Consider the following 25,688-nt stretch of genomic DNA (forward strand, 5'->3'; position numbering starts at 1 on the left):
GACGTGCACTCATCGGCCGCTCCGTACTTTTCCCGGCTTTACCTCTTGACGACCCGGGTGGCGTGGAGCACATTGACGGCACTTTGAGAGCGCTCTCACCCTCCCGCACCCGTACCCGAGAGGCATCCCCACATGAGTGACACCTCCGGCAGATCCCGCGCACGGCGCCCCTTGCGGCGGGCGTTCCTCGCCGTCGTCAGCACACTCGGCCTCGCCGCGGTCGCCGCCACCGCCGCGACTCCCTCCGCGAGCGCCTCCGCGCCGCCGCCCCCGTCGGGCTGGAACCAGGTCTTCCTGGACGACTTCAACGGCCCGGCCGGCAGCGGCGTCAACACGTCCGACTGGCAGTACGCGACCGGCAAGGGCTACCCGGGCGGCCCCGCCAACTGGGGCACCGGCGAGATCGAGACGATGACGAACAGCACCGACAACGTCTCGCTGGACGGCAACGGCAACCTGCGCATCACCCCCCGGCGCGACGGCGCCGGCAACTGGACCTCCGGCCGCATCGAGACCAACCGCACCGACTTCCAGCCCCCGGCCGGCGGCAAGCTCCGCGTGGAGTCGCGCATCCAGGTGCCGAACGTCACCGGGGCCGCGGCCAAGGGCTACTGGCCCGCGTTCTGGATGCTGGGCGCCCCCTACCGCGGCAACTACTGGAACTGGCCGGCCGTCGGCGAGCTGGACATCATGGAGAACACCCAGGGCCAGAACACGGTGTTCGCGACGATGCACTGCGGCACCTCCCCGGGCGGCCCCTGCAACGAGAACAGCGGCATCGGCAGTTCGACCACCTGCCAGGGCACCACCTGCCAGGCCGGCTTCCACACCTACCGGATGGAGTGGGACCGCTCGACGAGCGTCGAGGAGATCCGCTTCTACCTCGACGGCGTCAACTTCCACACCGTGCGCGCCAACCAGGTCGACGCGACGACCTGGCGAAACGCCACGGACCACGGCTTCTTCATCATCCTGAACGTCGCGATGGGCGGCGGCTTCCCCGACGCGTTCGGCGGCGGCCCGGACGCCGGGACACAGCCCGGCCACCCGATGGTCGTCGACTACGTCCAGGTGCTGTCGTCCGGCGGCGGCACCACACCTCCCCCGACCGGCAACCGCGACGCCTACTCCACCATCCAGGCCGAGTCCTACGACGGCCAGTCCGGGGTGATGACCGAGACGACGTCCGACTCCGGCGGCGGCCAGAACGTCGGCTCGCTGGCCAACGGCGACTGGCTGCACTTCAAGGGCGTCAACTTCGGCTCCACGGCCGCCCGGCAGTTCAGCGCCAGGGTCGCGAGCGGCGCGGCGGGCGGCGTCAGCGGACTGGTCGAGGTGCGGCTGGACAGCCGCAGCAACGCGCCCGTCGGGAGTTTCGCGGTGGGCAACACCGGCGGCTGGCAGTCGTGGCGGACGATCCCGGCGAACATCAGCGCCGTGACGGGCACGCACGACGTGTATCTGACCTTCACCAGCGGACAGCCGGCGGACTTCGTGAACGTCAACTGGTTCACCTTCGGGCACTGACGATCCTCGGCAGGGGCTCCACGCGCGCGTGGGGCCCCTTTTCGCTGCCCGGATCTCGTGGCCTCAGCGCAGTTCCGCCCGGAACGCCGCCGGCGTCAGGTCCGTGTGCTGGTGGAAGAACTTGGAGAAGTTCGCGGCGTCGGGGAAGCCGACCGCCGCGCCGACCCGGCCGATCGGCAGGTCGGTGTGGGCGAGGAGGCGTTTGGCCTCCAGGACCACGCGCTTGTCGATGAAGGCCTTCGGGGTGTCGCCGGTCGCGGCGCGGACCGCGCGGACCAGGGTGCGGCGGGAGTAACCGAGCGCGTCGGCGTAGGCGCTGACGCTGTGGTTGGTGGCGAAGTCCTTCTCCACGGCCTCCCGGAAGAGGGTGAAGGTGGAGTCGGACGGCTGTCGCACCGACTCCGCCGAACTGGCGGCGAGATGGGCGAGCCGCAGCAGGAACGCCGTCAGCGAGTGCTGAAGGACGGCCGTGTGCAGGCTCAGCGGCAGCGTGGCCGTGTCCTCGTACTCGCGTCGCAGCTGGCCGAGCGAGTCGCGCAGACCGGCGAGTTGGGCCGCGTCGGGGCGCAGCAGCGGCGGCTGGTCGTAGCGGTACAGGCCGGTGGCCTCCACGGTCGCGCGGGGAAGGAAGCCCGGCTGCATGGTCAGCACCGTTCCGCGGTACTCGCTCGTGCGGGAGAAGCGGTGGACCTGCCCCGGGCGGATCCACAGCAGGTCCCCGGCCGCGGCCTCGTACTCGGTGAAGTCGACCATGTGCCGGACCGGGCCCTCGCCGAACAGCAGCACGACGTGGAAGTCGATGCGGTGCACGCGCTCCAGGGGCGCGTCGGCGTGCCAGGTGCGGCCGGTGCCCATCGGGCCGACCTGCATGCCGACGCCGCCGACGCTCAGCTCGACCGGGAAGGGGAACGTTCTGATCCCGTCACCGCCTCGGATGCTTCTGTCCGCGATGTGCACCATGTACCCCTCTTACCGCCCCGCTCGTGTGCCGCGCTGCCTCTGGGTGTCCCACTTTCACCACAGGCTGGCACACCGTGACCTTCCGTCGAAAAAGTCAGACTTTTAGTTTTGAACAGTCAGACCAGCCACTTCGTTCCTATCGAGGATTTCTTGAAGATGAGCACGCAGACAGCGGACAGCTTCGAATGGACCGAACTCGACCGGCGTGCCGTCGACACCGCCCGTCTGCTGGCGGCGGATGCCGTCCAGCGGGTCGGAAACGGCCACCCCGGCACCGCGATGAGCCTGGCCCCGGCCGCGTACACGATCTTTCAGAAGGTGATGCGGCACGACCCGGCCGATCCGGAGTGGACCGGCCGTGACCGCTTCGTCCTGTCCCCCGGTCACACGTCGCTGACCCTGTACACGCAGCTGTACCTCGCGGGCTACGAGCTGGAGCTGGACGACCTGAAGGCGTTCCGCACGCACGGTTCGAAGACGCCCGGCCACCCCGAGTACGGGCACACCGCGGGCGTGGAGACCACCACCGGCCCGCTCGGCCAGGGCGTCGCGAACGCGGTCGGCATGGCGATGGCCGCCCGCTACGAGCGCGGCCTGTTCGACCCGGACGCGCCCGGGGGCGAGTCCCCCTTCGACCACACGATCTGGGCCATCGTCTCCGACGGCGACCTCCAGGAGGGCGTCTCCGCCGAGGCATCCTCGCTGGCCGGCCACCAGAAGCTCGGCAACCTGGTTTTCCTCTACGACGACAACCACATCTCCATCGAGGGCGACACCGCGACCGCGTTCTCCGAGGACGTGCTCAAGCGGTACGAGGCGTACGGCTGGCACGTGCAGCGGATCGAGCCGCGGGAGGACGGCGACGTCGACGTGCACGCGCTGTACGCGGCGCTGAAGGAGGCCCAGGCCGAGACCGGGCGTCCCTCGATCATCGCGATGCGCACCATCATCGCCTGGCCCGCCCCGAACGCGCGGAACACCGAGGCCTCCCACGGCTCGGCGCTCGGCGAGGACGAGGTCGCCGCCACCAAGCGCCTCCTCGGCTTCGACCCGGAGAAGACCTTCGAGGTCGCCGACGAGGTGCTGGCGCACACCCGCCAGGCCCTGGACCGGGGCGCCGAGGCGCACGCCGCCTGGGACAAGCGGATCGCCGTCTGGCGCGGCGAGAACCCGGAGCGGGCCGCCACGTTCGACCGGGTCAGCAAGGGCGAGCTGCCCGCGGGCTGGGAGGACGCCCTGCCGGTGTTCGAGCCGGGCAAGGCGGTCGCCACCCGTGCCGCGTCCGGGAAGGTCCTCCAGGCCCTCGGCGGGATCGTCCCCGAGCTGTGGGGCGGCTCGGCCGACCTGGCCGGTTCGAACAACACCACGATCGACAAGTCGTCGTCCTTCCTGCCGCAGGGCAACCCGCTGCCGGAGGCCGACCCGTACGGCCGCACGATCCACTTCGGCATCCGCGAGTTCTCCATGGCCGCGGAGATGAACGGCATCGCCCTGCACGGCAACACGCGCATCTACGGCGGCACCTTCCTGGTGTTCTCCGACTACATGCGCAACGCGGTCCGGATGTCGGCCCTGATGCAGCTGCCCGTGACGTACGTGTGGACGCACGACTCCATAGGCCTCGGCGAGGACGGCCCGACCCACCAGCCGGTCGAGCACCTGGCCGCGCTGCGCGCCATCCCGGGCCTGAACGTCGTACGCCCGGCCGACGCCAACGAGACCTCGCTCGCCTGGGCCGAGATCCTCCGGCGGCACACCACCGACCCGGCCCCGCACGGTCTCGCGCTCACCCGCCAGGGCGTGCCCACGTACGAGCCGGACCCGGACGTCGCCCGCGGCGGTTACGTGAGGGCCGAGGCGGAAGGCGGCGAGCCGCAGGTGATCCTGATCGCCACCGGTTCCGAGGTGCACGTAGCCGTCGAGGCGCGTGAGCACCTCCAGGCGGCGGGCGTGCCCACGCGGGTCGTGTCCATGCCGTCCGTGGAGTGGTTCGAGGAGCAGCCGCGCGAGTACCGCGAGCGGGTCCTGCCGCCGTCCGTGAAGGCCCGCGTCGCGGTCGAGGCCGGTATCGGCCTGACCTGGTACCGGTTCGTGGGGGACGCGGGACGCATCGTCTCCCTGGAGCACTTCGGCGCCTCCGCCGACGCGAAGACCCTGTTCGCCGAGTACGGCTTCACCCCCGAGAACGTCGTCGCCGCAGCCCGGGAATCCCTGACCGCCGCCCGCGGTTGATCCGAGCGCCCGAAAGAAGATGATCACTGTGACCGAAGCGACCGCGAGCGCGGGAGCACTCAAGCGCCTGTCCGACGAGGGCGTGTCGATCTGGCTGGACGACCTGTCCCGCCGGCGGATCGAGTCCGGCAACCTGGCCGGTCTCGTGGCGACGGGGAACGTCGTCGGCGTCACCACCAACCCGTCCATCTTCCAGGCCGCCATCGGCTCCGGCGAGGGCTACGAGGAGCAGCTCGCCGACCTGGCGGTGCGGGGCGTCAGCGTCGACGAGGCCGTCCGGATGATGACGACGGCCGACGTCCGGGCCGCCGCCGACGTCCTGCGGCCGGTGTACGACGCCACCGGCGGCCGGGACGGCCGGGTCTCCATCGAGGTCGACCCGCGGCTGGCCCACAACACCGCGGCGACCGTCGCCGAGGCCCGGCAGCTGGCCTGGCTGGTGGACCGCCCCAACGTGATGATCAAGATCCCGGCGACGAAGGCCGGTCTGCCGGCGATCACCGAGGTGATCGGCGCGGGCATCAGCGTGAACGTGACGCTGATCTTCTCGCTGGAGCGCTACCGCGAGGTGATGGACGCCTACATCGCCGGCCTGGAGAAGGCGCAGGCGGCCGGTCTCGACCTGTCGGCCATCCACTCGGTCGCGTCCTTCTTCGTCTCCCGTGTCGACTCCGAGATCGACAAGCGGCTGACGCTGCTGGGCACGGACGAGGCCCTCGCCCTGAGGGGCAGGGCGGCCCTGGCCAACGCGCGGCTCGCCTACGAGGCGTACGAACAGGTCTTCGCCGGGCCGCGCTGGCAGGCCCTGGGCGGTGCCCGTGCGAACCGGCAGCGCCCCCTTTGGGCCTCCACCGGTGTGAAGGACCCCGCTTACAAGGACACCCTGTACGTGGACGAACTGGTCGCCCCCGGCACGGTCAACACCATGCCGGAGGCCACGCTGAACGCCGTCGCCGACCACGGTGACGTCCAGGGCGACACCGTCACCGGCGGCTACGCCCAGGCGCGCGCCGACCTGGCGGCCGTCGAGCGGCTCGGCATTTCGTACGACGAGGTGGTGCGGCAACTGGAGGACGAAGGCGTCGCCAAGTTCGAGGTGGCCTGGCAGGACCTGCTGGACGCGGTCACCAAGTCCTTGAACAGCAAGGGAGTTGACGCGGAATGAGCGAGGGCATCCCCCAGACGGCCGAGCAGGAGACCATCGGAACCAAGGAGGACAAGGAGGCTCGGGCGGCGCAGGAGGCCGCAGGGGTCGAGCAGACGGGGGTGAGTGGCCAGGCACAGGCGGCCCCGCGCACGGAGCACGCCGACCCCGACTTCACCAATCCGCTGCATGACGCGCGCGACCGCCGTCTGCCCAGGATCGCGGGCCCGTCCGGCCTCGTCATCTTCGGCGTGACCGGCGACCTGTCCCGCAAGAAGCTGATGCCGGCCGTGTACGACCTGGCCAACCGCGGCCTGCTGCCGCCGGGCTTCTCCCTGGTGGGCTTCGCCCGCCGGGACTGGGAGGACCAGGACTTCGCGCAGGTGGTGCACGACGCGGTCCGTGAGCACGCGCGCACCCCGTTCCGCGAGGAGGTCTGGCAGCAGCTCGCCGAGGGCATGCGGTTCATCCCCGGCGACTTCGACGACGACACGGCGTTCAAACAGCTGCGCTCCGCCGTGGAGGAGCTGGACGCCTCCCGGGGCACCAGCGGCAACTACGCCTTCTACCTGTCGGTGCCGCCGAAGTTCTTCCCCAAGGTCGTCCAGCAGCTGAAGAAGCACAAGCTGGCCAGCGCCCCCGAGGGAGCCTGGCGCCGCGCGGTCATCGAGAAGCCGTTCGGGCACGACCTCGACAGCGCGTGCGAGCTGAACGCGCTCGTGCACGACGTGTTCGACCCGGAGCAGGTCTTCCGGATCGACCACTACCTCGGCAAGGAGACCGTCCAGAACCTCCTGGCGCTGCGCTTCGCCAACCAGATGTTCGAACCGATCTGGAACCGGTCGTACGTCGACCACGTGCAGATCACCATGGCCGAGGACATCGGCATCGGCGGCCGGGCCGGGTACTACGACGGCATCGGCGCCGCGCGTGACGTCATCCAGAACCACCTGCTCCAGCTCATGGCGCTCACCGCGATGGAGGAGCCGGCCGCCTTCGACGCCGCCTCGCTGCTCACCGAGAAGCTGAAGGTGTTCCGGGCCGTGAAGCTGCCGGAGAACCTGGGGCTGAACACCGTACGCGGGCAGTACGCGCCGGCCTGGCAGGGCGGCGCGAAGGTGCGCGGCTACCTGGAGGAGGAGGGCATCGACCCGGCCTCCACGACCGACACCTTTGCCGCGATCAAGCTCCAGGTGGACAACCGCCGCTGGGCGGGTGTGCCGTTCTACCTGCGCACCGGCAAGCGGCTGGGCCGCCGGGTGACGGAGATCGCGGTGGTGTTCCAGCGGGCTCCGCACTCCCCGTTCGACTCCACCGCCACCGAGGAGCTGGGCTCCAACGCGATCGTCATCCGCGTCCAGCCGGACGAGGGCATGACGGTGCGGTTCGGTTCCAAGGTGCCGGGTACGTCGATGGAGATCCGGGACGTGACGATGGACTTCGCCTACGGCGAGTCGTTCACCGAATCGAGCCCCGAGGCGTACGAACGGCTGATCCTGGACGTCCTCCTGGGCGACGCCAACCTGTTCCCCCGTCACCAGGAAGTGGAAGAGTCCTGGAAGATCCTCGACCCGATCGAGCAGTACTGGGCCACGCACGGCCGGCCCGCGCAGTACGCCTCGGGCAGCTGGGGACCCGCGGAAGCCGACGAGATGCTCGCACGAGACGGACGGAGCTGGCGCAGGCCATGAAGATCGACCTGACCGACACCACGGCAAGCAAGATCAACAAGGCGCTGGTGCAGGGCCGCCGCGCCATCGGCACGCCCGCCGTGGGCATGGTCCTGACGATGGTGATCGTCACGGACGAGGAGAACGCCTACGACGCGATCAAGGCGGCCGAGGAGGCCTCGCACGAGCACCCCTCGCGCACCCTGGTCGTCATCAAGCGGCACGCACGCACCCCGCGCGACCGCACCCAGTCCCGGCTGGACGCCGAGGTCCGGGTCGGCGCCGACGCGGGCACCGGTGAGACGGTGATCCTGCGGACCTACGGCGAGGTGTCCGACCACGCCGACTCGGTGGTGCTGCCGCTGCTGCTGCCGGACGCGCCGGTGGTGGTGTGGTGGCCGGTGGACGCCCCCGAGGTGCCCTCGAAGGACCCGCTCGGGGCGCTGGCCCAGCGGCGGATCACCGACCTGTACGCCGTCGAGGACCCCTTGGCCATGCTGGAGGCCCGGGTCCGCTCCTACGCGCCCGGCGACACCGACCTCGCCTGGACCCGGCTGACGCCGTGGCGTTCGATGCTGGCGGCCGCGCTGGACCAGGCCCGGGCGCGGGTCATCTCGGCGGCCGTGGAGGCCGAGGCCGAGAACCCGGCCGCCGAGCTGCTGGCCCGCTGGCTGGAGGCGCGGCTGCACGTCCGGGTCGACCGGGTGGTCACCGCCGGGCCGGTCGTGACGGCCGTCCGCCTGGGCACGGAGAACGGCGAGATCCTCATCGACCGCCCGGAGGGACCGCTGGCCACGCTCACCCTGCCGGGCCAGCCCTCCCGCACCCTCGCCCTGAAGGTCCGTGCCACCTCCGAACTCATCGCCGAGGAGCTGCGGCGCCTCGACGCGGACGAGATGTACGCCATCGCCCTGAACGGCGAGGCAACCGAGGAGACCCCTGCTCATGTCTGACTCCCCCTCCCGCTCCCCCAGGCTCACGGAGCGGCCCGAGTGGACCGCCCTGGAGAACCACCGCAAGGACGCGCTGCCGCAGCCGGACCTGCGTGAGCTGTTCGCGGCGGACCCGGGCCGCGCCGAGCGCTACGTCGTGCACGTGGGCGACCTGCGCATCGACTACTCCAAGCACCTGGTCACCGACGAGACGCTGGCCCTGCTCCAGGAGCTGGCCACCGCCACCGACGTGTTCGGGCAGCGCGACGCCATGTTCCGCGGCGAGAAGATCAACACCACCGAGAACCGGGCCGTCCTGCACACCGCGCTGCGCGCCCCGCGAGACGCGGTGATCGAGGTCGACGGCGAGAACGTCGTCCCGGGCGTGCACGCCGTGCTCGACAAGATGTCCGGCTTCGCGAACCGGGTGCGCTCGGGTGAGTGGACCGGCCACACCGGCAAGCGGATCAGGAACGTCGTCAACATCGGCATCGGCGGCTCGGACCTGGGCCCGGCGATGGCCTACGACGCACTGCGGCCGTTCACGGCCCGGGAGCTGACGTTCCGCTTCGTGTCGAACGTGGACGGCTCCGACCTCCACGAGGCCACCCGCGACCTGGACCCGGCGGAGACGCTGTTCATCGTCGCGTCCAAGACCTTCACCACGATCGAGACCATCACGAACGCGACCTCGGCGCGCTCCTGGCTGCTGGAGGGGCTCGGGGGCGACGAGAAGGCGGTCGCCAAGCACTTCGTGGCACTGTCCACGAATGCCGAGAAGGTCGCCGGCTTCGGTATCGACGTCGACAACATGTTCGAGTTCTGGGACTGGGTCGGCGGCCGCTACTCGTACGACTCCGCGATCGGCCTGTCCCTGATGATCGCGATCGGCCCGGACCGCTTCCTGGAGATGCTCGACGGCTTCCGCATCGTCGACGAGCACTTCCGCAACGCCCCCGCGGAGGCCAACGCCCCGCTTATCATGGGCCTGCTCGGCATCTGGTACGGCAACTTCCACGGCGCCCAGTCGCACGCCGTCCTGCCGTACAGCCACTACCTGTCGAAGTTCACCGCCTACCTCCAGCAGCTCGACATGGAGTCCAACGGCAAGTCGGTGGAGCGTGACGGGAACCCCGTGGAATGGCAGACGGGTCCGGTGGTGTGGGGCACGCCCGGCACCAACGGGCAGCACGCCTACTACCAGTTGATCCACCAGGGCACCAAGCTGATCCCCGCCGACCTGATCGGCTTCGCGCGGCCGGTCGCGGAGCTGAGCGACGAACTGAAGGCGCAGCACGACCTGCTGATGGCCAACCTGTTCGCGCAGGGACAGGCGCTCGCCTTCGGCAAGACCGCCGAGGAGGTGCGCGCGGAGGGCGTGCCCGAGGAGCAGGTGCCGCACCGCACGTTCAAGGGCAACCGCCCCACCACGACGATCCTGGCCACCGAACTGACCCCGTCGGTCCTCGGCCAGCTGGTCGCCCTGTACGAGCACAAGGTGTTCGTGCAGGGTGCGGTCTGGAACATCGACTCCTTCGACCAGTGGGGCGTCGAGCTCGGCAAGGTCCTCGCCAAGCGCGTCGAGCCCGCCCTGACCGAGGGCGCGGACGTCCCCGGTCTCGATCCGTCCACGGCCGCGCTGGTGGCCGCCTACCGCAACCTTCGGGAAGTGAACTGACATGCAGATCGGTCTTGTGGGTCTCGGCAAGATGGGCGGCAACATGCGCGATCGCCTGCGCAATGCCGGCCACACCGTCATCGGCTACGACACCGACCCCGGAAAGTCGGACGTCTCCAGCCTCGCCGACCTGGTCAACCAGCTGGAAGCGCCCCGCACGGTCTGGGTCATGGTCCCGGCCGGGGGCCCCACCCAGCACGTCATCGACCAGCTCGCGGGCCTCCTCAAGCCGTACGACACGGTCGTCGACGGCGGCAACTCCCGCTGGACGGACGACGAGAAGCACGCCGAGGAGCTGAGCAAGCGCGGCATCGGCTTCGTCGACGCGGGCGTCTCGGGCGGCGTGTGGGGCCTGAAGAACGGCTACGCCCTGATGGTCGGCGGCGAGAAGGAGTACGTCGACCGGCTGCTGCCGATCTTCGAGGCGCTCAAGCCGGAGGGCCCGTACGGCTTCGTCCACGCGGGCCGGGTGGGCGCCGGGCACTTCGCGAAGATGGTCCACAACGGCATCGAGTACGCGATGATGCAGGCCTACGCCGAGGGCTGGGAGCTGCTGGAGGCCGTGGACTCGGTGGACAACGTCCGCGAGGTGTTCCGCTCCTGGCAGGAGGGCACCGTCATCCGCTCCTGGCTGCTGGACCTCGCGGTCAACGCGCTCGACGAGGACGAGCACCTGGAGGGCCTGCGGGGCTACGCCCAGGACTCCGGCGAGGGACGCTGGACCGTGGAGGCCGCGATCGACAACTCCGTGCCGCTGCCCGCGATCACCGCCTCCCTGTTCTCCCGGTTCGCCTCCCGGCAGGACGACTCGCCGCAGATGAAGATGATCGCGGCGCTGCGCAACCAGTTCGGCGGCCACGCCGTCGAGTCCGCGAAGAAGGCGTAGGACGTGGGAGATCTGCTGCTGGTCCGCCACGGCGAGACGGAGTGGAGCCGGAGCGGACAGCACACCAGCTTCACCGACCTGCCCCTCACCCCGAACGGCGAGGAGCAGGCCAAGTCGCTCGCCCCGCTCCTGGCGGGCCGCTCCTTCGCGCTGGTCCTCACCAGCCCGCTCGGCCGCGCGGTGCGCACCGCCGAACTCGCGGGGCTGACCGGGGCCGTGCGGGAGGCGGACCTGCACGAGTGGTACTACGGCGCCTACGAGGGCGTCACCTCCGAGGAGATACACCGCTCCCGCCCCGACTGGGACCTGTGGACCGACGGCGGCCCGCCCGGCCCCGACGGCAAGCCGGGCGAGTCCCCCGAGGAGGTCGGCGAGCGCGCCGACCGGGTGCTGTCCCGGGTGGCCGACGCGCTGCCCGAGGGCGATGTGCTGCTGGTGGCGCACGGCCACTTCCTCCGCGTCCTGACGGCCCGCCGGCTGGGCCTGCCGCCGTCGGAGGGGCGGCTGTTCCGGTTGGAGACGGGCACGGTCTGCCGGCTGTCGACCGAGCACGGGCGGCCCGTGATCGCGGAGTGGAACACCAGGGCGTGAACACCACGGCGTAACCGGCCCCGGCCGGAGGTGAGTTGACAGCCTCCGGCCGGGCGCGTCAGAGTCCCCGTCGATGCAGATCGACGACATGACGCCCGCCGAGGAGCGGGTGTGGCGGGCTTTTCCGCGCGGGGACGACGTGGACTTCCGGGGGCCGGGGCCGGCGGACGAGGACCCGGCGCGGGGCGCGGACTGGGGACCCGAACGGACCGTACGAGCGGCCGTGGTGCGGGCCCTGCTGCTGAGCGCCCCGCAGGAGGACGGCGAGACGGCCGCCCTCCGGCTGGCGGGCGCACGGATCACGGGCGTGCTGGACCTCAAGTACGGAGAGGTCGACCACGCCGTACGCCTCAGCGACTGCTCCTTCGAGAACGTCCCCGTCCTGTACGGGGCGCGGCTGCGGCAGCTGAACCTGCGCGACTCCGCCCTGCCCGGGCTGGACGCCGCCACCCTCCGCGTGGACGGCGTGCTGCGCATGTCGGACTGCCTGTTCGAGGGGCCCGTCCGGCTCGGCGGGGCGCAGATCTCCGGGGCGCTTTTCATGGACAGGGCCGATATCGGCGAACCGCCCGCCGGTCAGGCCGCGCTCCAGCTCAACCACGTGACCATCGGTGACGGCCTGTCGGCGCCGGGACTGCGCACCCGCGGCGAGGTGCGCCTGACGGGTGCCTCGATCGCCGGGACGATCGACCTCAACGGGGCGCGGCTGGAGGCCGGTACCGGCGAGGTCGCCCTGGATGCGGAGACGCTCACGGTGGAGGGCGACGTCCTGCTGCGCGACGTGGACGTCCTCGGCTGGGTCGGCCTGCGCGGCGCCCGGGTCGCGGGCCGCCTCGACCTCTCCCACGCGCGCCTGGCGAACCCCGGTGGCACGGCACTGCGCGCCAGCAGCTGCACCGTCGGGGAACTCTGGCTGCGCCGGAGCCCGCCCATGACGGGCGCCCTCAACCTGCGCCGCGCCCAGCTGGACGTCCTGTTCCTCGAACCGGACGTGGTCCCCGAGGAGGTCCTGCTCAACAGCCTCGTCTACACCTCCCTCACCCCGCACGAACCCGCCGAGCGGCGCCTGGCGATGCTGGAGCGGGACCGCGAGGGCTATGTCCCGCACGCCTACGAGCAGTTGACCGCGGCCTACCGCCGGATCGGCGACGACGACGCCGCCCGCGTCGTCCAGCTCGCCAAACAGCGCCGCCGCCGCGGCACCCTGCCGTGGTACGGCCGGTTGTGGGGCTACGTCCAGGACGCGGCCGTCGGCTACGGCTTCCGGCCCCTGCGCGCCGCCGGCTGGCTGGTGTCGCTGCTGGTGATCGGCTCTGTGGCCTACGCGCTGCACCACCCCCAGCCGCTGAAGGCGGACGAGGCCCCGCAGTTCAACCCGGTCTTCTACACGCTCGATCTGCTGCTGCCGGTGATCTCCTTCGGGCAGGAGGGCGCGTTCGCCCCCACCGGCGGGTACCAGTGGCTCTCCTACACCCTGGTGCTCACGGGCTGGATCCTCGCCACGACGGTCGTCACCGGCATCACCCGCACCGTCAGCCGCCAGTGAGCGCCCGCACCGCGTGCTGTGCCGCGAGCCGCACCGGCGCGTTCGCGGCGCCGTAGCCCCGGTAGCCGTCGTCGCGCTGGACCAGTTCGAAGAAGACGCGGCCGACGGTGCGGGTGTAGCAGTGGCGGAAGACGCCGTGGGCGTCGCGGTCGTAGAGGATGCCCAGATCGCGGTAGGTCTCCAGCTCGCCGTCGGCGAACTCGAAGCGGGCCGCGAGATCGTCGTAGTAGTTCGCCGGGACAGGCAGCAGACCGCCGCCGGCGTCCCGGAAGCGGCGGGCCGAGGCGACCACGTCGTCGGTTGCCAGGGCGATGTGCTGGGCGTGGACGGTGTCGTCCGTGGGCGCGGGGCCGACGGTGAGGGCGATCCGGACGCTGCCGTCGGCGTTGGTCACGGCACGGCTGCGCAGCAGACCGTAGGGGTCGGCGACGTCCACGCTCTCCTGGGCGTGCAGGCCGAGCACACCGTGGTGGAACAGGGCCGCCTCGTCGAAGTGGTGCCAGGGCTGGGTGAGGGCGAGATGGTCGATACGGCGGACGGACGCGGGCGCGGGTGCCGGGTCCGTGTCCTCGAAGTCGGCCCGCCAGTCGGGCAGGCCCGGGCGGCCGGTGGCGCAGAAGAACAGCTCCGTGCCGTCGGGGGCGGCGACCGCGTCGAGCGGGGCGTCCTCGGGTGCGCGGCGGCGCGGCAGGACGGGAGCCAGCAGCGCCTCGGCACGCCGGGCCGCCGCGGCCGGGTCCGGTGACTCCAGCCCGATCGCGGCGAGCTGGGTGCCGTCCCGCCGGACGGCCGGCCCGGTGTTGACCAGGATCCGGGCGTCCCCCTGCTCCCACAGGGCGACGGGCTTGCCGCGATGGCGGGCGGTGCGGGTGAAGCCGAGGGCGCCGAGCAGGGCGGTGAGGGGTTCGGCGTCGGGCGTGACCAGCTCGGCGAAGGCGACGCCGGTGGGGACGACGGGCTCGGGCAGGGCGGCCCGGCCCACCGTCTCCTGGAGGACCAGCAGGGAACGCCGGGCGTCGACGGCGGTCGGGCCGGCCTCGGCCTGCCGGAAGACGTCGTTGAAGACCTCCAGGGAGAGCGGGCCGTCGTAGCCGGTGCGCAGCACGTGCCGCACCAGGCCGGCGACGTCGAAGCCGCCCTGGCCGGGGAAGCAGCGGTAGTGGCGGCTCCACTGGAGGACGTCCATGGCGAGCAGCGGGGCGTCGGCGAGCTGGAGGAAGAAGATCTTCTCGCCGGGGATGTCCTCGATGCCTTTGGGGTCCGAGCCGCGCGAGAGGATGTGGAAGCTGTCCAGGCAGGTGCCGAGGGCGGGATGTCCGGCCGACTCGACGATGCGCCAGGCGTGGTCGTACGTACTGACGTGCCGCCCCCACGCCAGGGCCTCGTAGGCCACCCGGATGCCGAACTCCTGAGCCGTGCCGGCGAGCCGGCTCAGCTGCTCGGCGGCGAGGGCGTCGTCGTCCACCGCCCGCGCGGAGACGCTGGAGCAGACGAGGACCGTGTCGGCGCCGAGCCTGCGCATCAGCTCGAACTTGTGGCGGGCCCGCCGCAGGTTCCGGGCGAACTCGTCCTCGGGGACGGCCTCGATGTCCCGCATCGGCTGGTACAGGTCGACGGTGAGGCCGAGGTCGGCGCAGCGGGCGCGGATCTCCTCGGGGGTGAGGGGGCTGGCCAGCAGGTCATTCTCGAAGATCTCGACCCCGTCGAAGCCGGCCCGGGCGGCGGCGGTGAGCTTCTCGGTGAGGGATCCGCTGAGGGAGACGGTGGCGATGGACGTACGCACGTCGGTACCTCTCTTCAGTTCGATGCCCCTACGGCTCCGGCCAGTTCGGTCAGGTCCGCCAGCATCCGCGCGGCGTCGGGTTCCCGCCCGGTGAACAGGCGGAACGCGTCGGCGGCCTGGAAGGCGGCCATGCCGCCGCCGTCGAGGGTGGCGCAGCCCAGCGCGCGGGCGGTGCGCAGCAGTTCGGTCTCCAGCGGGCGGTAGACGACCTCGGCGACCCACAGCCCGGGGTGGAGCAGCTCGGCGGGCAGCGGCAGGCCGGGGTGGGCCGCCATGCCGGTGGGCGTGGCGTGGACGATGCCGTCGGCGTGCGCGAGCAGCGGCGCCTGCCGGTCCGGGCTCGCGGCGGCGGCACGGCCCTGGCCGAAGGCGCGGTTCAGGGCGTCGGCCAGGGCGGCGGCCCGTTCGGGCAGGGCGTCGACGACGGTGACCCGCTCGGCGCCGAGGGTGAGCATGGCGTGCGCGACGGCCGCGCCCGCGCCGCCGGCGCCCAGCTGCACGACCCGCTCCAGCGGCGCGTCGGCCAGCCCGCGCGCGAAGGACGCGGCGAAACCGGTGACGTCCGTGTTGTGGCCGACCGCGCGGCCGTCCTCGAAGACGACGGTGTTGACCGCTCCCAGCGCCTCGGCCTGCGGGGCGAGTGCGTCCAGGTGCTCGATGACGAGCTGCTTGCAGGGGTGCGTGATGTTGAGCCCGTCGAACCCGAGGTCGCGGGCGGCACGCACCAGATCGCCCACCGCCTCGGGCGGAACCCCGAGCGAGTCGATGTCGATCAGCCGGTACAGCAGGCGCAGACCCTGCCGGTCGCCCTCCCGCTCGTGCAGCGCCGGGCTCAGCGACGGGCCGATGCCGGAACCGATCAGTCCGACGAGATACGAGTCCTTGGGCACACGGGCCTCCCGAGCGGCTGTAGCGGCTGTAGCGGTTCACTAATGTACGAACTAGTACGTTAGCTATATCAGCCAAGGGCGACTGCGGGAAGGCCCCGGTGAGATCCGGGCCCTGCTTCTAGAATCACCGGCACCGGCCCCTCCGCCCGAAGGAACCTGATGACCAGCGTCGAAGAACCGGCACGTCCCGGCGAGCGCGAGCGCGTCCGTGACGCCGCCCGCACCCAGGCCGAGATCCTCGACGTCGCCACGCAGGAGTTCGCCCGGGCCGGCTACGACGGGGCCCGGGTGGACGAGATCGCCGCCCGCACCCGCACCACGAAGCGGATGATCTACTACTACTTCGGCGGCAAGGAGCAGTTGTTCACGGCCGTGCTGGAGCGGGCCTACGGCGTGATCCGGGAAGCCGAGCAGCAGCTCGACGTCGACCACCTCGACCCCGTGGCGGCCATTCGGCGCCTCGCCGAGCTGACCTTCGACCACCACGAGCAGCACCCGGACTTCATCCGCCTGGTCAGCATCGAGAACATCCACGAGGCGCAGCACATCGCGGCCTCCGGGAAGCTGGGGAAGATCGGCTCCCCCGCCCTGGACGTGATCCGCCGCATCCTGGAGGAAGGCCGCCGGTCAGGGCTGTTCACGGCGGACGTCGACGCCGTCGACCTGCACGCGCTGATCTCCTCCTTCTGCTTCTTCCGGGTCTCCAACCGGCACACCTTCGGCGCGCTGTTCGGCCGCGACCTGGTCGACCCGGCGCAGCGCGCGCACTACCGCACCATGCTGGGCGACATGGTGATCGCGTACCTCACGGCGGAGCGCGCGGCGGACTGAACGCCCGCCGTCGAACGTCGGCGCACGACCCCTTGACACCGGCGGCACTCGGGCGCAGCATCCCTAGCCATCGTCTACTAACTACCCAGTGGGTTAATTAGCCGCGATCCGGCACGTCCCCTTCGCTCGTCCTGTCTTCGCTCGTCCTTCTGTTCACTCCGCCTATGGTGTGGAGCCCCCAAGGAGCCGCCGTGTCCGTCCCCGCCACGCCCCAAGAGGCCGCAGCCCCGCCCGGTCAGCCCAGGAAGGCCGCGACCGCCGCCTGGATCGGCAGCGCGCTGGAGTACTACGACTTCTTCATCTACGGCAGCGCCGCCGCGCTGATCTTCCCCGAGGTGTTCTTCGACGAGTCCGACCCGGCCACCGCGACCCTGCTGTCGCTGGCCACGTTCGGCGTCGCGTACGCCGCCCGCCCGGTCGGCGCGCTGGTCCTCGGCCACTTCGGCGACAAGCTCGGCCGCAAGAAGATCATGGTCTTCACGCTGATGCTGATGGGCCTGTCGACGTTCCTGATCGGCTGTCTGCCGACCCGGGACCAGGTCGGCACGCTCGCCCCCGTCCTGCTCGTGCTGTGCCGGGTCCTCCAGGGCATCTCGGCGGCGGGCGAACAGGCCAGCGCCAACTCCATGACGCTGGAACACGCGCCGCCGGGCCGGCGCGGCTTCTTCACCAGCTTCACCCTCAGCGGCACGCAGGGCGGCCAGCTGCTGGCCACGCTCGTCTTCATCCCGGTCGCCGCGATGCCCGAGGACCAGTTGCTGTCCTGGGGCTGGCGGGTGCCGTTCTGGCTGAGCGTCGCGGTCGCCGTCGTCGGCTGGGTCATCCGCCGCAAGCTGGACGAGACACCAGCCTTCGCTCAGCAGACCGCTGAGGAGGGCGTCGTCAAGCTGCCGCTGGTGGTGCTGGTGCGCGAGCACTGGGCGGATGTACTGCGGGTGATCGCCGGTGCGCTCATCGCCTCGGTCAGCACCATCTTCACGGTGTGGGCGCTGGCGTACGCCACGAGCGACGCGGTCGGCATGTCCCGCACCGCCATGCTGTGGGTGGGCGCCCTGGCCAACCTCGTCGCACTCGCCGCGATCCCGCTGTGGGCCACGCTGTCCGACCGGATCGGCCGCCGCCCGGTGTACCTGATCGGTGCGGTCGGCAGCGCGGTGACGATGTTCCTGTACCTGTGGGCCGTCTCCACGGGCTCGTACCCGCTGACGTTCCTGCTGGGCATCCTCTGCTTCGGCGTGGTCTACAGCGCCGCGAACGGTGTGTGGCCCGCCTTCTACGGCGAGATGTTCACGACCCGGGTCCGGCTGTCCGGCGTGGCCATCGGCACGCAGATCGGCTTCGCGGCGGCCGGCTTCGCGGTGACGTTCGCCGCGCGGATCGCGGGGCCGGGCGGCGACGACTGGTCGGCGGTGGCCCTGTTCACGGCGGCCCTGTGCGTGCCGCCGGTCGTCGCCGCGCTGTCGGCCCGCGAGACGCACCGAGTCCCGACGGAGGCGCTGGGCGTACGCCCGGCCCGGGCGGCCACGGAGCCGGAGAAAGTGACGGCCTGAGCCCGGACCACTCCCTGCCGGGCCCTCCGGGCCCGGCGGCGGGTGGTCGGTCCGTTCAGCTGTTGGACCAAGCCCGGCGGCACAGCACCAGGCGATAGCCGTCGGGGTCCTCGATGGTGACGCCCCATTCGTCCCAGTAGGGGTTGGGGGATGCGACCCGCTTGCCGCCGTGCCGCTCCAAGCGGGCGATCAGGTCGTCCGGGACCGGGTCGTCGGCGTAGACGACCAGCAGATCCTCCTCGGTGGGGCGGGGCTCCACCGGCCTGACCGGCTCGTGCACGAGCTCCAGATGCCAGTCGGCGTCGGGCCAGCCGAGCATCAGCAGGTCGTGGTGGCCCGCTTCGGATCCGCCCTCGGACCGCCACACGACACCGAGCCCGAGCCCCTCGCGCCAGAACCGCTCGGCCGCCGCGAGGTCGCGGGAAGGACGGGCGATCCGGATGTGGCTGCGACCGTTCACGGGCATGGCGACCTCTTCTCGTGGCGTCCTGGTCTGCGGCGGCGATCCGCTTCGCAGCCTAGGAAGCCGGCCGCCGCGTGACATCGGCCATCGGTCCTGGGCCCTGGAGCCTAGGCCTTGGTCTGCACGATCTGGATCAGGTTGCCGCAGGTGTCGTCCAGCACCGCTGAGGTGATGCTGCCCATCTCCAGCGGCTCCTGGGTGAACCGCACCCCCAGACCGCGCAGCCGCTCGAACTCCGCCTGCACGTCGTCCACGGCGAAGGACGCGGCCGGGATGCCGTCCTCGACCAGGGCCGTCTTGTACGGCTGCACCGCGGGATGACCGGAGGGCTCGAGCAGGAGTTCCGTCCCGTCGGGGTCCTCCGGCGAGACCACGGTCAGCCACCGGTCCGTGCCCACGGGGACGTCGTGCTTCTTCACGAAGCCCAGGACGTCGGTGTAGAAGCGCATGGCCTTGTCCTGGTCGTCGACGAAGACGCTGGTGATGTGGATCCTCATGAGATGTCCTCCGGTGCGTCGGGCTTGAGCCATCGGGTCATGACGCGCTCAAGGGGTTCGGTGTTCAGGTCGTGGAACTTGTAGCGGCCCTCGCGCCGTGACACGACCAGACCCGCCGATTCCAGTACGGCCAGATGCTGGCTGACCGCCTGCCGAGACAGCCCCAGACCGTGCTTGGTCACCAGCCGTGTGCAGATCTCGAACAGGCTCTGTCCGTCTCGTTCGGCCAGCTCGTCCAGGATGCGCCGACGGGTGGGGTCGGCCAGCGCCTTGAAGACATCCTCCGCCATGCCCTCACGATAGGCAAGCAGCGACTTGCCTATCAAGTCACCTGCGCCGCTGCCCGTACTCACCCGGTGGCGCCCGGCAAGATCGGACCGTTCACCTGTTCCTGCGTGATCATGAATGGTTCCTGCACGAGGATGGGGTCTGAGGCTGTCCGGGCGGGGTATGCCGGATCTCACCTCGACGAGCGCGACGGAGGACGATCGATGGCACAGCTGCGACAAGACGTCGACCCGGGTGAGGCCGGGCTGGATCCGGAGGCGCTGGGCCGCCTGGACCGGCACTTCGCCCGGCTCGTCGACGAGGGCCGGCTGCCGGGCTTTCTCGTGTCCGTCGCCCGCGCCGGACGCGTCGCCCACCTCACGACGCACGGCCTGCGCGACATCGCGGCCGGGCAGCCCGTCGAGCCGGACACGCTGTGGCGGGTCTACTCCATGACGAAACCGGTCACCGCGGTCGCCGCGCTGCTGCTGGTGGAGGAGGGCCGGCTGTCGCTGGACGACCCGGTCGCCGACCACCTGCCGGCCTTCGCCGACCCGCGGGTCTACGTCGACGGCTCCGGGGCCGACGTCCGGACCCGCCCGGCCACCGGCCCGATACTCGTCCGGCACCTGATGACCCACACCTCGGGCCTGACCTTCGGCTTCTACCACACCCACCCGGTGGACGCCCTGTACCGCGAGGCCGGTCTGGAGTCGTCGGTGCGGCCGGGCGCGGACCTGGCCGAGACGATCGAGATGTACGCCAGTCTGCCGTTGCAGTTCGAGCCGGGCACGCAGTGGAACTACTCGGTGGCGAGCAACGTCCTGGGCCGGATCATCGAGGTCGTGTCGGGGCAGCCGCTCGACGTGTTCTGCGCCGAGCGCGTCTTCGGGCCGCTCGGCATGACGGACGCGGGGTTCCACGTCACGGACGAGCAGGCGCCCCGGCTGTCCGAGATGTACGGGGAGAAGGAGGGCGGCGGCATCGAGCGGATCGCCGGGCTGCCGCTGCGCGGCGGCCGGCCGCGGTTCCTGTCCGGCAGTGGCGGCATGGTGGCCTCCGCCCACGACTACCACCGCTTCATGGAGTTCCTGCGCCGCCGGGGCGAACTCGACGGCGTGCGGCTGCTCGCCCCTCGGACGGTGGACCTGATGACCCGCAACCACCTGCCCGGCAACGCCGATCTGCGGGCCTTCGGCAGCCGCCCGGCCCACGACGAGCCCGGCAACGACGGGCTCGGCTTCGGGCTCAACGTCTCCGTGGTGATCGACCCGTCCCGCACCCAGGCACCCTCCGGGCTCGGCGCCTACGGCTGGAGCGGGGTGGCCACGACGACGTTCTGGGTCGACCCGGGACGCGACCTGACGGTGCAGTTCATGACGCAGGTGCGGCCCAGGACCTCCCACACGATCTTCCGCGACCTCAAGAAGTTCGTCCACGAGGCCGTGTCGGGATGACCTGCTCTACCGGTCGACGCGGAGCGTGAACTCGGCGCCGTCCCGGGCGAGTTCACGCAGCCACTGTTCGGACCGGGCCGCCGTCTCGGCGGCCCGGTTCAAACCCGGCGGCAGGGAGCCGTCCAGGACGTGGCGGACGCCCAGGGCGAGGGTGCGCGAGACGCAGCGGGCCATCGCGCTCTCCCGCGCATCGCCCACCAGGTCCAGCAGGTAGCCGCCCGCCCAGGTCCGCCCTGGCCCGGCCCGGACGTCCAGCGACACGGCGAGGACGACCCGGTCGCGGTCGTCGTCCGTGGTGGGGTGGGCGGCGGCCAGCTCCCGCGCCAGGGCGGCGATCCGGGCGTCGTCGCCTCGCTTCAGCTCCTCGAAGACGCCGTCCCAGGCGCGCAGCCAGCCCTCCAGACGCAGGGTGCCGCGTACGAACGTGCGCGGTGTCCAGGCGTCCGGCAGTGCGTACTGCGCGATGAAGGGGACGCTGTCGCGGTTGGGGTAGACCTCGAAGGCCTCCCCGTCGACGACGTGCCGCCGGGTCGCCTCCCACGGCCGGTCGGCGACCGTCTCGGCGCCGCCCTCGATATAACGCGCCGGGGAGCGCAGGGCGTTGAGGACACCCGCCGGTGCCCAGCTGAAGCGGTACGTGAAGTCGTTCGGGACGGCCGGGACGCCGCCGCAGTACGACGTGAGGCCGTACGAGGCGGGCGTCCGGTCGCCGATGGCCTCCCGGGCGCGGGCGACGAGGGCGTGGGCGAAGAGGTGGTCGATGCCCGGGTCCAGCCCGGCCTCGGTGAGGACGACGACCCCCGCCTCCTCGGCGGCGGGCACCTGGTCGAGGACCGCCCGGGACACGTAGCTGGAGCAGGCGAAGTGCGTCCTGAGCCGGACGCATTCGGCGAGCAGCGGCGCGTGCTCCGGCGCGGGCAGCATGGACACCACGACGTCGCCGGGCGCCAGTTCGGCGGCGAGGGCGGGCAGCGTGTACGCGCGGGGCTCGGCCCGTCCGGCGAGGCCCAGCCGGACGAGGGCGTCGGCCGCGCGGCTCTCGGTGCGGTGCCAGAGCCGTACGCGCTCGGCGGTGTCGCACAGGGCGGCCAGGCCGCTGCCCGTGGACAGGCCGGCGCCGATCCAGTGGACGGTGCCGCTCGCGGGGACCGGGTCAGTGGTCAAGGGGCTCCCCCTTGCCGAGGCCGTGTTCACGGCATGCCTGACGGAACCGGTCCAGACAGCGGCCCCAGGGCCCGGTGACGCCGAAGTCGAGCAGATGGGGCAGGAGGGCGGCGGAGAAGTCGGTGCTGGACTCCAGCGGCAGCAGGGAGGGCAGGTTGTCGATGGCGATCAGGTCGAGCGGCGGGTCCTCGCGCAGCCGGCGGACGGGCTCGTCCCAGTCGGTGGTCTCGTCGTACACCGGAAGGACGTTGAGCGGGGAGCCGACGTCGCACGTGACGTCGCACAGGGTGCGCAGGCGGCGGCCTTGGGTGTCGAAGTCCTGCTCGCGGAGGAAGGGCGGGACCGGGCTGGTGGCGAGCACCGCGTTCACCATCACGTCGTGCTCCAGCAGGGCGCGGCGGTCCAGGTCGCGGGTCTCGGCGAGGTCCCAGCAGGTCGGGTCCGCACCGGCGGTGGCGAAGGCCGTGCGGGCACCGCGGCCGCTGCGTCCCAGGGCACCGATGACCAGGCCGGTGAACTCGGAGTCGTCCGCGGCGGGCTTCAGCGTCTCGTCCAGGGCCTCCTTCGTCGTGGGCGTCAGCGGAGCCCGCAGCCGGCCGCGGTGCTGGAGCACCGCCAGGGCCGCGCCCAGATAGCCGGCCCAGAACCCGAAGGCGGCGAGGCGCCGCCCGCTGTCGTCCACCAGGTACTCCAGGTCGAACAGCGCCCCGCCCCCGGCGGCGAACCGGCGCAGCAGGCCGGCCGCTCCCGGCTGGCCCTTGTAGGCGTGGCCGAAGAAGATGTGCCGGTGCGTCAGTTCGGCCGGTTCGTCGGGCAGTTCCTTCAGGCCCAGCACGACGGCGTCCCGCGGGGCCGACACCCAGGAACCCGCGGGGACGACGCGGCAGCCGGCCGCCTCGTACTCCTCGATCGGGAAGACCCGCTGCGGGGAGTCCTCGACGGTCAGTGCCACCCCGTTCTCGACGAGCCGCCGGGCGTCGTCGGGCACGACCGGCGTGCGCCGCTCGGTCGTTCGGGCCTCGTGGCGCAGCCACAGATGGAGCTCGGTCATACCGGGTGGGCCTCCGGACGTGAGGCGCCGGCCGCCGAGGGCCGACGCTCAAGGGTCGGACGTCCACGAAGCGTACGCGGCCCGACCCGCGCGGGTCGCGCACCTCTGCGCCCAGGTCACGCCGGGGGCACCGGATCCGCCCCGGCGTCTCAGGAGGAGCTGACCACCGCGTCGAGGTGGGGCAGGTGGTGGTCGAGGCGCTCCCGCTTGGTCCGCAGATAGGTGATGTTGTTCTCGCACGGCGGTATCAGCAGCGGCACCTGCTCGGCGACCTCGATGCCGTGGTTCACCAGCGCCTCGCGCTTGCGCGGGTTGTTGGACATCAGGCGGACGGACTTGACGCCCAGGTCGTCCAGGATCCGGGCGGCCACACCATAGTCGCGGGAGTCCACCGGCAGACCGAGGGCGAGGTTGGCCTCGACGGTGTCCAGACCCTCCGCCTGGAGGGCCATCGCGCGCAGCTTGGCGAGCAGGCCGATGCCGCGGCCTTCATGCCCTCTGAGGTAGACGACGACACCGGCGCCCTCGGCGACGACCGCGCGCAGGGCGGCGTCGAGCTGGTCGCCGCACTCGCAGTGCTGGGAGCCGAAGGCGTCGCCGGTCAGGCACTCCGAATGCAGCCGGATGAGCACGTCGTCGGTGCCGAGGTTGCCGTAGACCAGCGCCACTTGTTCGTCACCGCGGTCGTGGTCCAGGTAGCCGACCGCCTGGAATTTCCCGTACACGGTGGGCAAGGGCGCATTCACGACGCGTTCCACGCCGGTCCGCTGCGGTGACTTCTTGCCGAGTACGCCAATTTTTTCTGTCATGATTCTCGAGTTCCTAAGCAGAGACGAAAGGCCGTGACGTTATGAGTGACTTGGTGCCGGCGGACACCACGGAAGACGTACGGACGCGGGGCGCCGGTGTCTCACGGCAGGTCGCGGTGCTTCCCGTGGGGAGCTTCGAGCAGCACGGTCCGTATCTCCCGCTGGCGACCGACACGCTCGTCGCCTGTGCCGTCGCGCGGGAGATAGCCGGCGCGTACCCGGTGCACCTCCTTCCTCCGGTGACGATCTCGTGCTCGCACGAGCACGCGGCCTGGCCGGGGACCGTGAGCATCTCCTCGGTGACCCTTCATGCGGTGGTACGGGACATAGCGGCTTCGCTCCGCCGGTCGGGCGTCGACGCCCTGGTGGTGGTCAACGGGCACGGCGGAAACTACGTGCTGGGCAACGTCGTTCAGGAATCCTCCGCCCGCGGCGAGCGGATGGCGCTGTTCCCGGCCGCGGAGGACTGGGAGGCGGCGCGGGAGCGGGCGGGTGTGGTCGCCTCGCTGCTCACCGACATGCACGCGGGGGAAATAGAGACCTCCATCCTTCTGCACGCTCATCCCGAAATGCTCCGACCCGGTTATGAGACTTCCGATTTCGTCGCTGACGACCGGCGTCATCTGCTCACCCTCGGCATGTCCGGTTATACCGATTCCGGTGTCATCGGCCGTCCTTCGCTGGGTTCGGCGGAAAAGGGGAAGGAACTCCTGGCGAGCTTGGCGGATTCCTTCGGGGCGTATTTCTCGCTGCTGACCTCCGACGAGTAGTCAGGCACGGTCCTGGACCGGGTTCGGGGGCCGGTGAGGCGGACTCGGACCCGGCACGCAGGCCCGCGTACCAGCGGGCCACGAGCACGACCAGGCCGGGCAGGCTCGCCACGAGGCTCAGCACCCCGTAGACGACCGCGACGGCGAGTCCCCGGCCGGCGCCCAGGCCCGCGGCGCCGAACGCCCAGGCGGTGACGCCTTCCCTCGGTCCCCAGCCGCCGACGTTCAGCGGCAGGCCCATGGCCAGCAGCGCGAGTACGGCGAGCGGCACCAGTACGGCCACGGAGGCGGCGGCTCCGGCGACGCGGGCGGCGAGTACGAACATGGCGACGTAGCCTGCCAGGACGACCACCGAGGAGACGACGACTCCGGGTCCGTTACGGCGGGACAGCAGCCCCTCGCGTGCCTCGGCGAGCATGGTGCGCAGCGCCCGGCCCCGGCGGGAGGGCGCCGGGCGGTTCATGCGCAGGGCGAGGACGACGGCGAGTGCCCCGAGCGCGGCCAGGACCGCGAGCGGGGCGATGTGCCGGGCCTGGGCCAGCACCGGGGACGGCATGGTCAGCAGGACCACGGCCCCGACGGCGAACAACGCGATCTGCCCGGCGGCCCGTTCGAGGACGACGGCCTTCACGCCCCGCCGCACATCCCCCTCGCTCTGCCCGTGCCGCACCGCCCGGTGCACGTCGCCGAGCACACCACCGGGCAGCGCCGCGTTCAGGAACAGCGCCCGGTAGTAGTCGGCGACGGCCGGCCCGAACGGCAGCCGGATCCTGAGGCTCCGGGCCACGAGCGCCCACCGCCACGCACTGAACACGGTGGTGACGAGCCCGATTCCGAGCGCCAGCACCAGGGTCACCGCGTCGATGCGGCGCAGCCCGTCCAGGAAGACCCCGGTGCCCAGCCGCCACAGCAGCACCCCGAGGATGACGACTCCGGCGAAGGTGCCGAGGTGGGTACGGACCTTGCGGGAGCCGAGCCGGGCGAGGGCGG

23 protein-coding genes are annotated in these 25,688 nt (G+C 71.5%); 13 read left to right on the forward strand and 10 right to left on the reverse strand.

The genetic code is table 11. The features are described 5' to 3' along the window. Window positions 1–132: 132 nt before the first annotated feature. Entirely contained in the window at window positions 133–1,527 is a 1,395-nt protein-coding gene (locus CA983_RS16480; protein WP_086601659.1) for a glycoside hydrolase family 16 protein, read from the forward strand. 63 nt (window positions 1,528–1,590) lie between these two features. On the opposite strand, the gene CA983_RS16485 is transcribed toward CA983_RS16480, so the two are convergent. Further along, window positions 1,591–2,487 carry a helix-turn-helix domain-containing protein gene (locus tag CA983_RS16485; RefSeq protein ID WP_244206927.1) on the reverse strand — a complete coding sequence of 299 codons (897 nt, stop codon included), beginning with the start codon at window positions 2,485–2,487 and terminating at the stop codon, window positions 1,591–1,593. A 156-nt stretch (window positions 2,488–2,643) separates the two neighbouring features. Between CA983_RS16485 and tkt the strand changes: the two genes are divergently transcribed. From tkt to CA983_RS16525, 8 genes are all read left to right on the forward strand, one after another. Further along, the gene (gene tkt, locus CA983_RS16490; RefSeq protein WP_086601660.1) at window positions 2,644–4,719 is read left to right on the forward strand and encodes a transketolase; all 2,076 of its coding nucleotides are present in this window, start codon (window positions 2,644–2,646) and stop codon (window positions 4,717–4,719) included. A gap of 19 nt (window positions 4,720–4,738) precedes the next feature. Next, on the forward strand, window positions 4,739–5,884 hold the full coding sequence (tal, locus tag CA983_RS16495; RefSeq protein WP_086601661.1) for a transaldolase: 1,146 nt from the start codon (window positions 4,739–4,741) through the stop codon (window positions 5,882–5,884). Then, window positions 5,881–7,554, forward strand: coding sequence for a glucose-6-phosphate dehydrogenase (gene zwf, locus CA983_RS16500; protein ID WP_086601662.1), 1,674 nt, complete (start codon window positions 5,881–5,883; stop codon window positions 7,552–7,554). The genes tal and zwf overlap by 4 nt, the downstream gene beginning before the upstream one ends. Continuing rightward, window positions 7,551–8,486, forward strand: coding sequence for a glucose-6-phosphate dehydrogenase assembly protein OpcA (gene opcA, locus CA983_RS16505; protein ID WP_086601663.1), 936 nt, complete (start codon window positions 7,551–7,553; stop codon window positions 8,484–8,486). Before zwf ends, opcA begins: the two co-directional genes overlap by 4 nt. Beyond that, the gene (pgi, locus tag CA983_RS16510; protein ID WP_086601664.1) at window positions 8,479–10,143 is read left to right on the forward strand and encodes a glucose-6-phosphate isomerase; all 1,665 of its coding nucleotides are present in this window, start codon (window positions 8,479–8,481) and stop codon (window positions 10,141–10,143) included. The genes opcA and pgi overlap by 8 nt, the downstream gene beginning before the upstream one ends. Window position 10,144: 1 nt before the next feature. Beyond that, complete coding sequence (gene gnd, locus CA983_RS16515; protein ID WP_086601665.1) at window positions 10,145–11,029, forward strand: phosphogluconate dehydrogenase (NAD(+)-dependent, decarboxylating); 885 nt, start codon at window positions 10,145–10,147, stop codon at window positions 11,027–11,029. A gap of 3 nt (window positions 11,030–11,032) precedes the next feature. After that, a complete protein-coding gene (locus tag CA983_RS16520; protein WP_086601666.1) occupies window positions 11,033–11,620 on the forward strand; it encodes a histidine phosphatase family protein in 588 nt (195 codons plus the stop codon). 73 nt (window positions 11,621–11,693) lie between these two features. Continuing rightward, complete coding sequence (locus tag CA983_RS16525; RefSeq protein ID WP_086601667.1) at window positions 11,694–13,166, forward strand: membrane-associated oxidoreductase; 1,473 nt, start codon at window positions 11,694–11,696, stop codon at window positions 13,164–13,166. Here the strand turns inward: CA983_RS16525 and CA983_RS16530 are convergent. Both CA983_RS16530 and CA983_RS16535 read right to left on the reverse strand, forming a co-directional pair. Further along, window positions 13,153–14,949, reverse strand: a complete 1,797-nt coding sequence (locus tag CA983_RS16530; protein ID WP_086601668.1) for a bifunctional sugar phosphate isomerase/epimerase/4-hydroxyphenylpyruvate dioxygenase family protein — start codon at window positions 14,947–14,949, stop codon at window positions 13,153–13,155. The two genes, CA983_RS16525 and CA983_RS16530, sit on opposite strands and share 14 nt — an antisense overlap. A 14-nt stretch (window positions 14,950–14,963) precedes the next feature. Further along, window positions 14,964–15,839, reverse strand: a complete 876-nt coding sequence (locus tag CA983_RS16535; RefSeq protein ID WP_086601669.1) for a shikimate dehydrogenase — start codon at window positions 15,837–15,839, stop codon at window positions 14,964–14,966. 159 nt (window positions 15,840–15,998) lie between these two features. Here CA983_RS16535 and CA983_RS16540 point away from each other — a divergent pair, with 159 nt between their 5' ends. Together CA983_RS16540 and CA983_RS16545 are read left to right on the forward strand one after the other, a co-directional pair. Then, window positions 15,999–16,670: a TetR/AcrR family transcriptional regulator gene (locus tag CA983_RS16540; protein WP_086601670.1), complete on the forward strand. Its 672-nt coding sequence runs from the start codon at window positions 15,999–16,001 to the stop codon at window positions 16,668–16,670. A gap of 191 nt (window positions 16,671–16,861) precedes the next feature. Then, entirely contained in the window at window positions 16,862–18,220 is a 1,359-nt protein-coding gene (locus tag CA983_RS16545) for an MFS transporter (RefSeq protein ID WP_086601671.1), read from the forward strand. Window positions 18,221–18,275: 55 nt separating this feature from the next. Here the strand turns inward: CA983_RS16545 and CA983_RS16550 are convergent, their stop codons facing one another. From CA983_RS16550 to CA983_RS16560, 3 genes are all read right to left on the reverse strand, one after another. Beyond that, on the reverse strand, window positions 18,276–18,686 hold the full coding sequence (locus CA983_RS16550) for a VOC family protein (RefSeq protein ID WP_086601672.1): 411 nt from the start codon (window positions 18,684–18,686) through the stop codon (window positions 18,276–18,278). Window positions 18,687–18,790: 104 nt separating this feature from the next. Next, window positions 18,791–19,180 (reverse strand): VOC family protein, encoded by a 390-nt coding sequence (locus CA983_RS16555; RefSeq protein WP_086601673.1) that lies wholly within the window; start codon window positions 19,178–19,180, stop codon window positions 18,791–18,793. After that, a complete protein-coding gene (locus tag CA983_RS16560; RefSeq protein ID WP_086601674.1) occupies window positions 19,177–19,470 on the reverse strand; it encodes an ArsR/SmtB family transcription factor in 294 nt (97 codons plus the stop codon). The genes CA983_RS16555 and CA983_RS16560 overlap by 4 nt, the downstream gene beginning before the upstream one ends. A gap of 201 nt (window positions 19,471–19,671) precedes the next feature. Here CA983_RS16560 and CA983_RS16565 point away from each other — a divergent pair, with 201 nt between their 5' ends. Next, window positions 19,672–20,904, forward strand: a complete 1,233-nt coding sequence (locus CA983_RS16565) for a serine hydrolase domain-containing protein (RefSeq protein WP_086601675.1) — start codon at window positions 19,672–19,674, stop codon at window positions 20,902–20,904. A gap of 6 nt (window positions 20,905–20,910) precedes the next feature. Here the strand turns inward: CA983_RS16565 and CA983_RS16570 are convergent, their stop codons facing one another. From CA983_RS16570 to ribA, 3 genes are all read right to left on the reverse strand, one after another. After that, on the reverse strand, window positions 20,911–22,068 hold the full coding sequence (locus CA983_RS16570; RefSeq protein ID WP_086601676.1) for a saccharopine dehydrogenase family protein: 1,158 nt from the start codon (window positions 22,066–22,068) through the stop codon (window positions 20,911–20,913). After that, complete coding sequence (locus CA983_RS16575) at window positions 22,058–23,119, reverse strand: saccharopine dehydrogenase (protein ID WP_086601677.1); 1,062 nt, start codon at window positions 23,117–23,119, stop codon at window positions 22,058–22,060. The genes CA983_RS16570 and CA983_RS16575 overlap by 11 nt, the downstream gene beginning before the upstream one ends. 149 nt (window positions 23,120–23,268) lie before the next feature. After that, on the reverse strand, window positions 23,269–23,928 hold the full coding sequence (gene ribA, locus CA983_RS16580; protein ID WP_086601678.1) for a GTP cyclohydrolase II: 660 nt from the start codon (window positions 23,926–23,928) through the stop codon (window positions 23,269–23,271). 41 nt (window positions 23,929–23,969) lie between these two features. Here ribA and CA983_RS16585 point away from each other — a divergent pair, with 41 nt between their 5' ends. Continuing rightward, the gene (locus CA983_RS16585) at window positions 23,970–24,698 is read left to right on the forward strand and encodes a creatininase family protein (protein WP_086601679.1); all 729 of its coding nucleotides are present in this window, start codon (window positions 23,970–23,972) and stop codon (window positions 24,696–24,698) included. On the opposite strand, the gene CA983_RS16590 is transcribed toward CA983_RS16585, so the two are convergent. Further along, on the reverse strand, window positions 24,592–25,688 hold a 1,097-nt coding region (locus CA983_RS16590; protein ID WP_086601680.1), incomplete at its 5' end, for a lysylphosphatidylglycerol synthase transmembrane domain-containing protein. The two genes, CA983_RS16585 and CA983_RS16590, sit on opposite strands and share 107 nt — an antisense overlap.

The organism is Streptomyces swartbergensis, assembly GCF_002148965.1.
Taxonomy (GTDB): domain Bacteria; phylum Actinomycetota; class Actinomycetes; order Streptomycetales; family Streptomycetaceae; genus Streptomyces; species Streptomyces swartbergensis.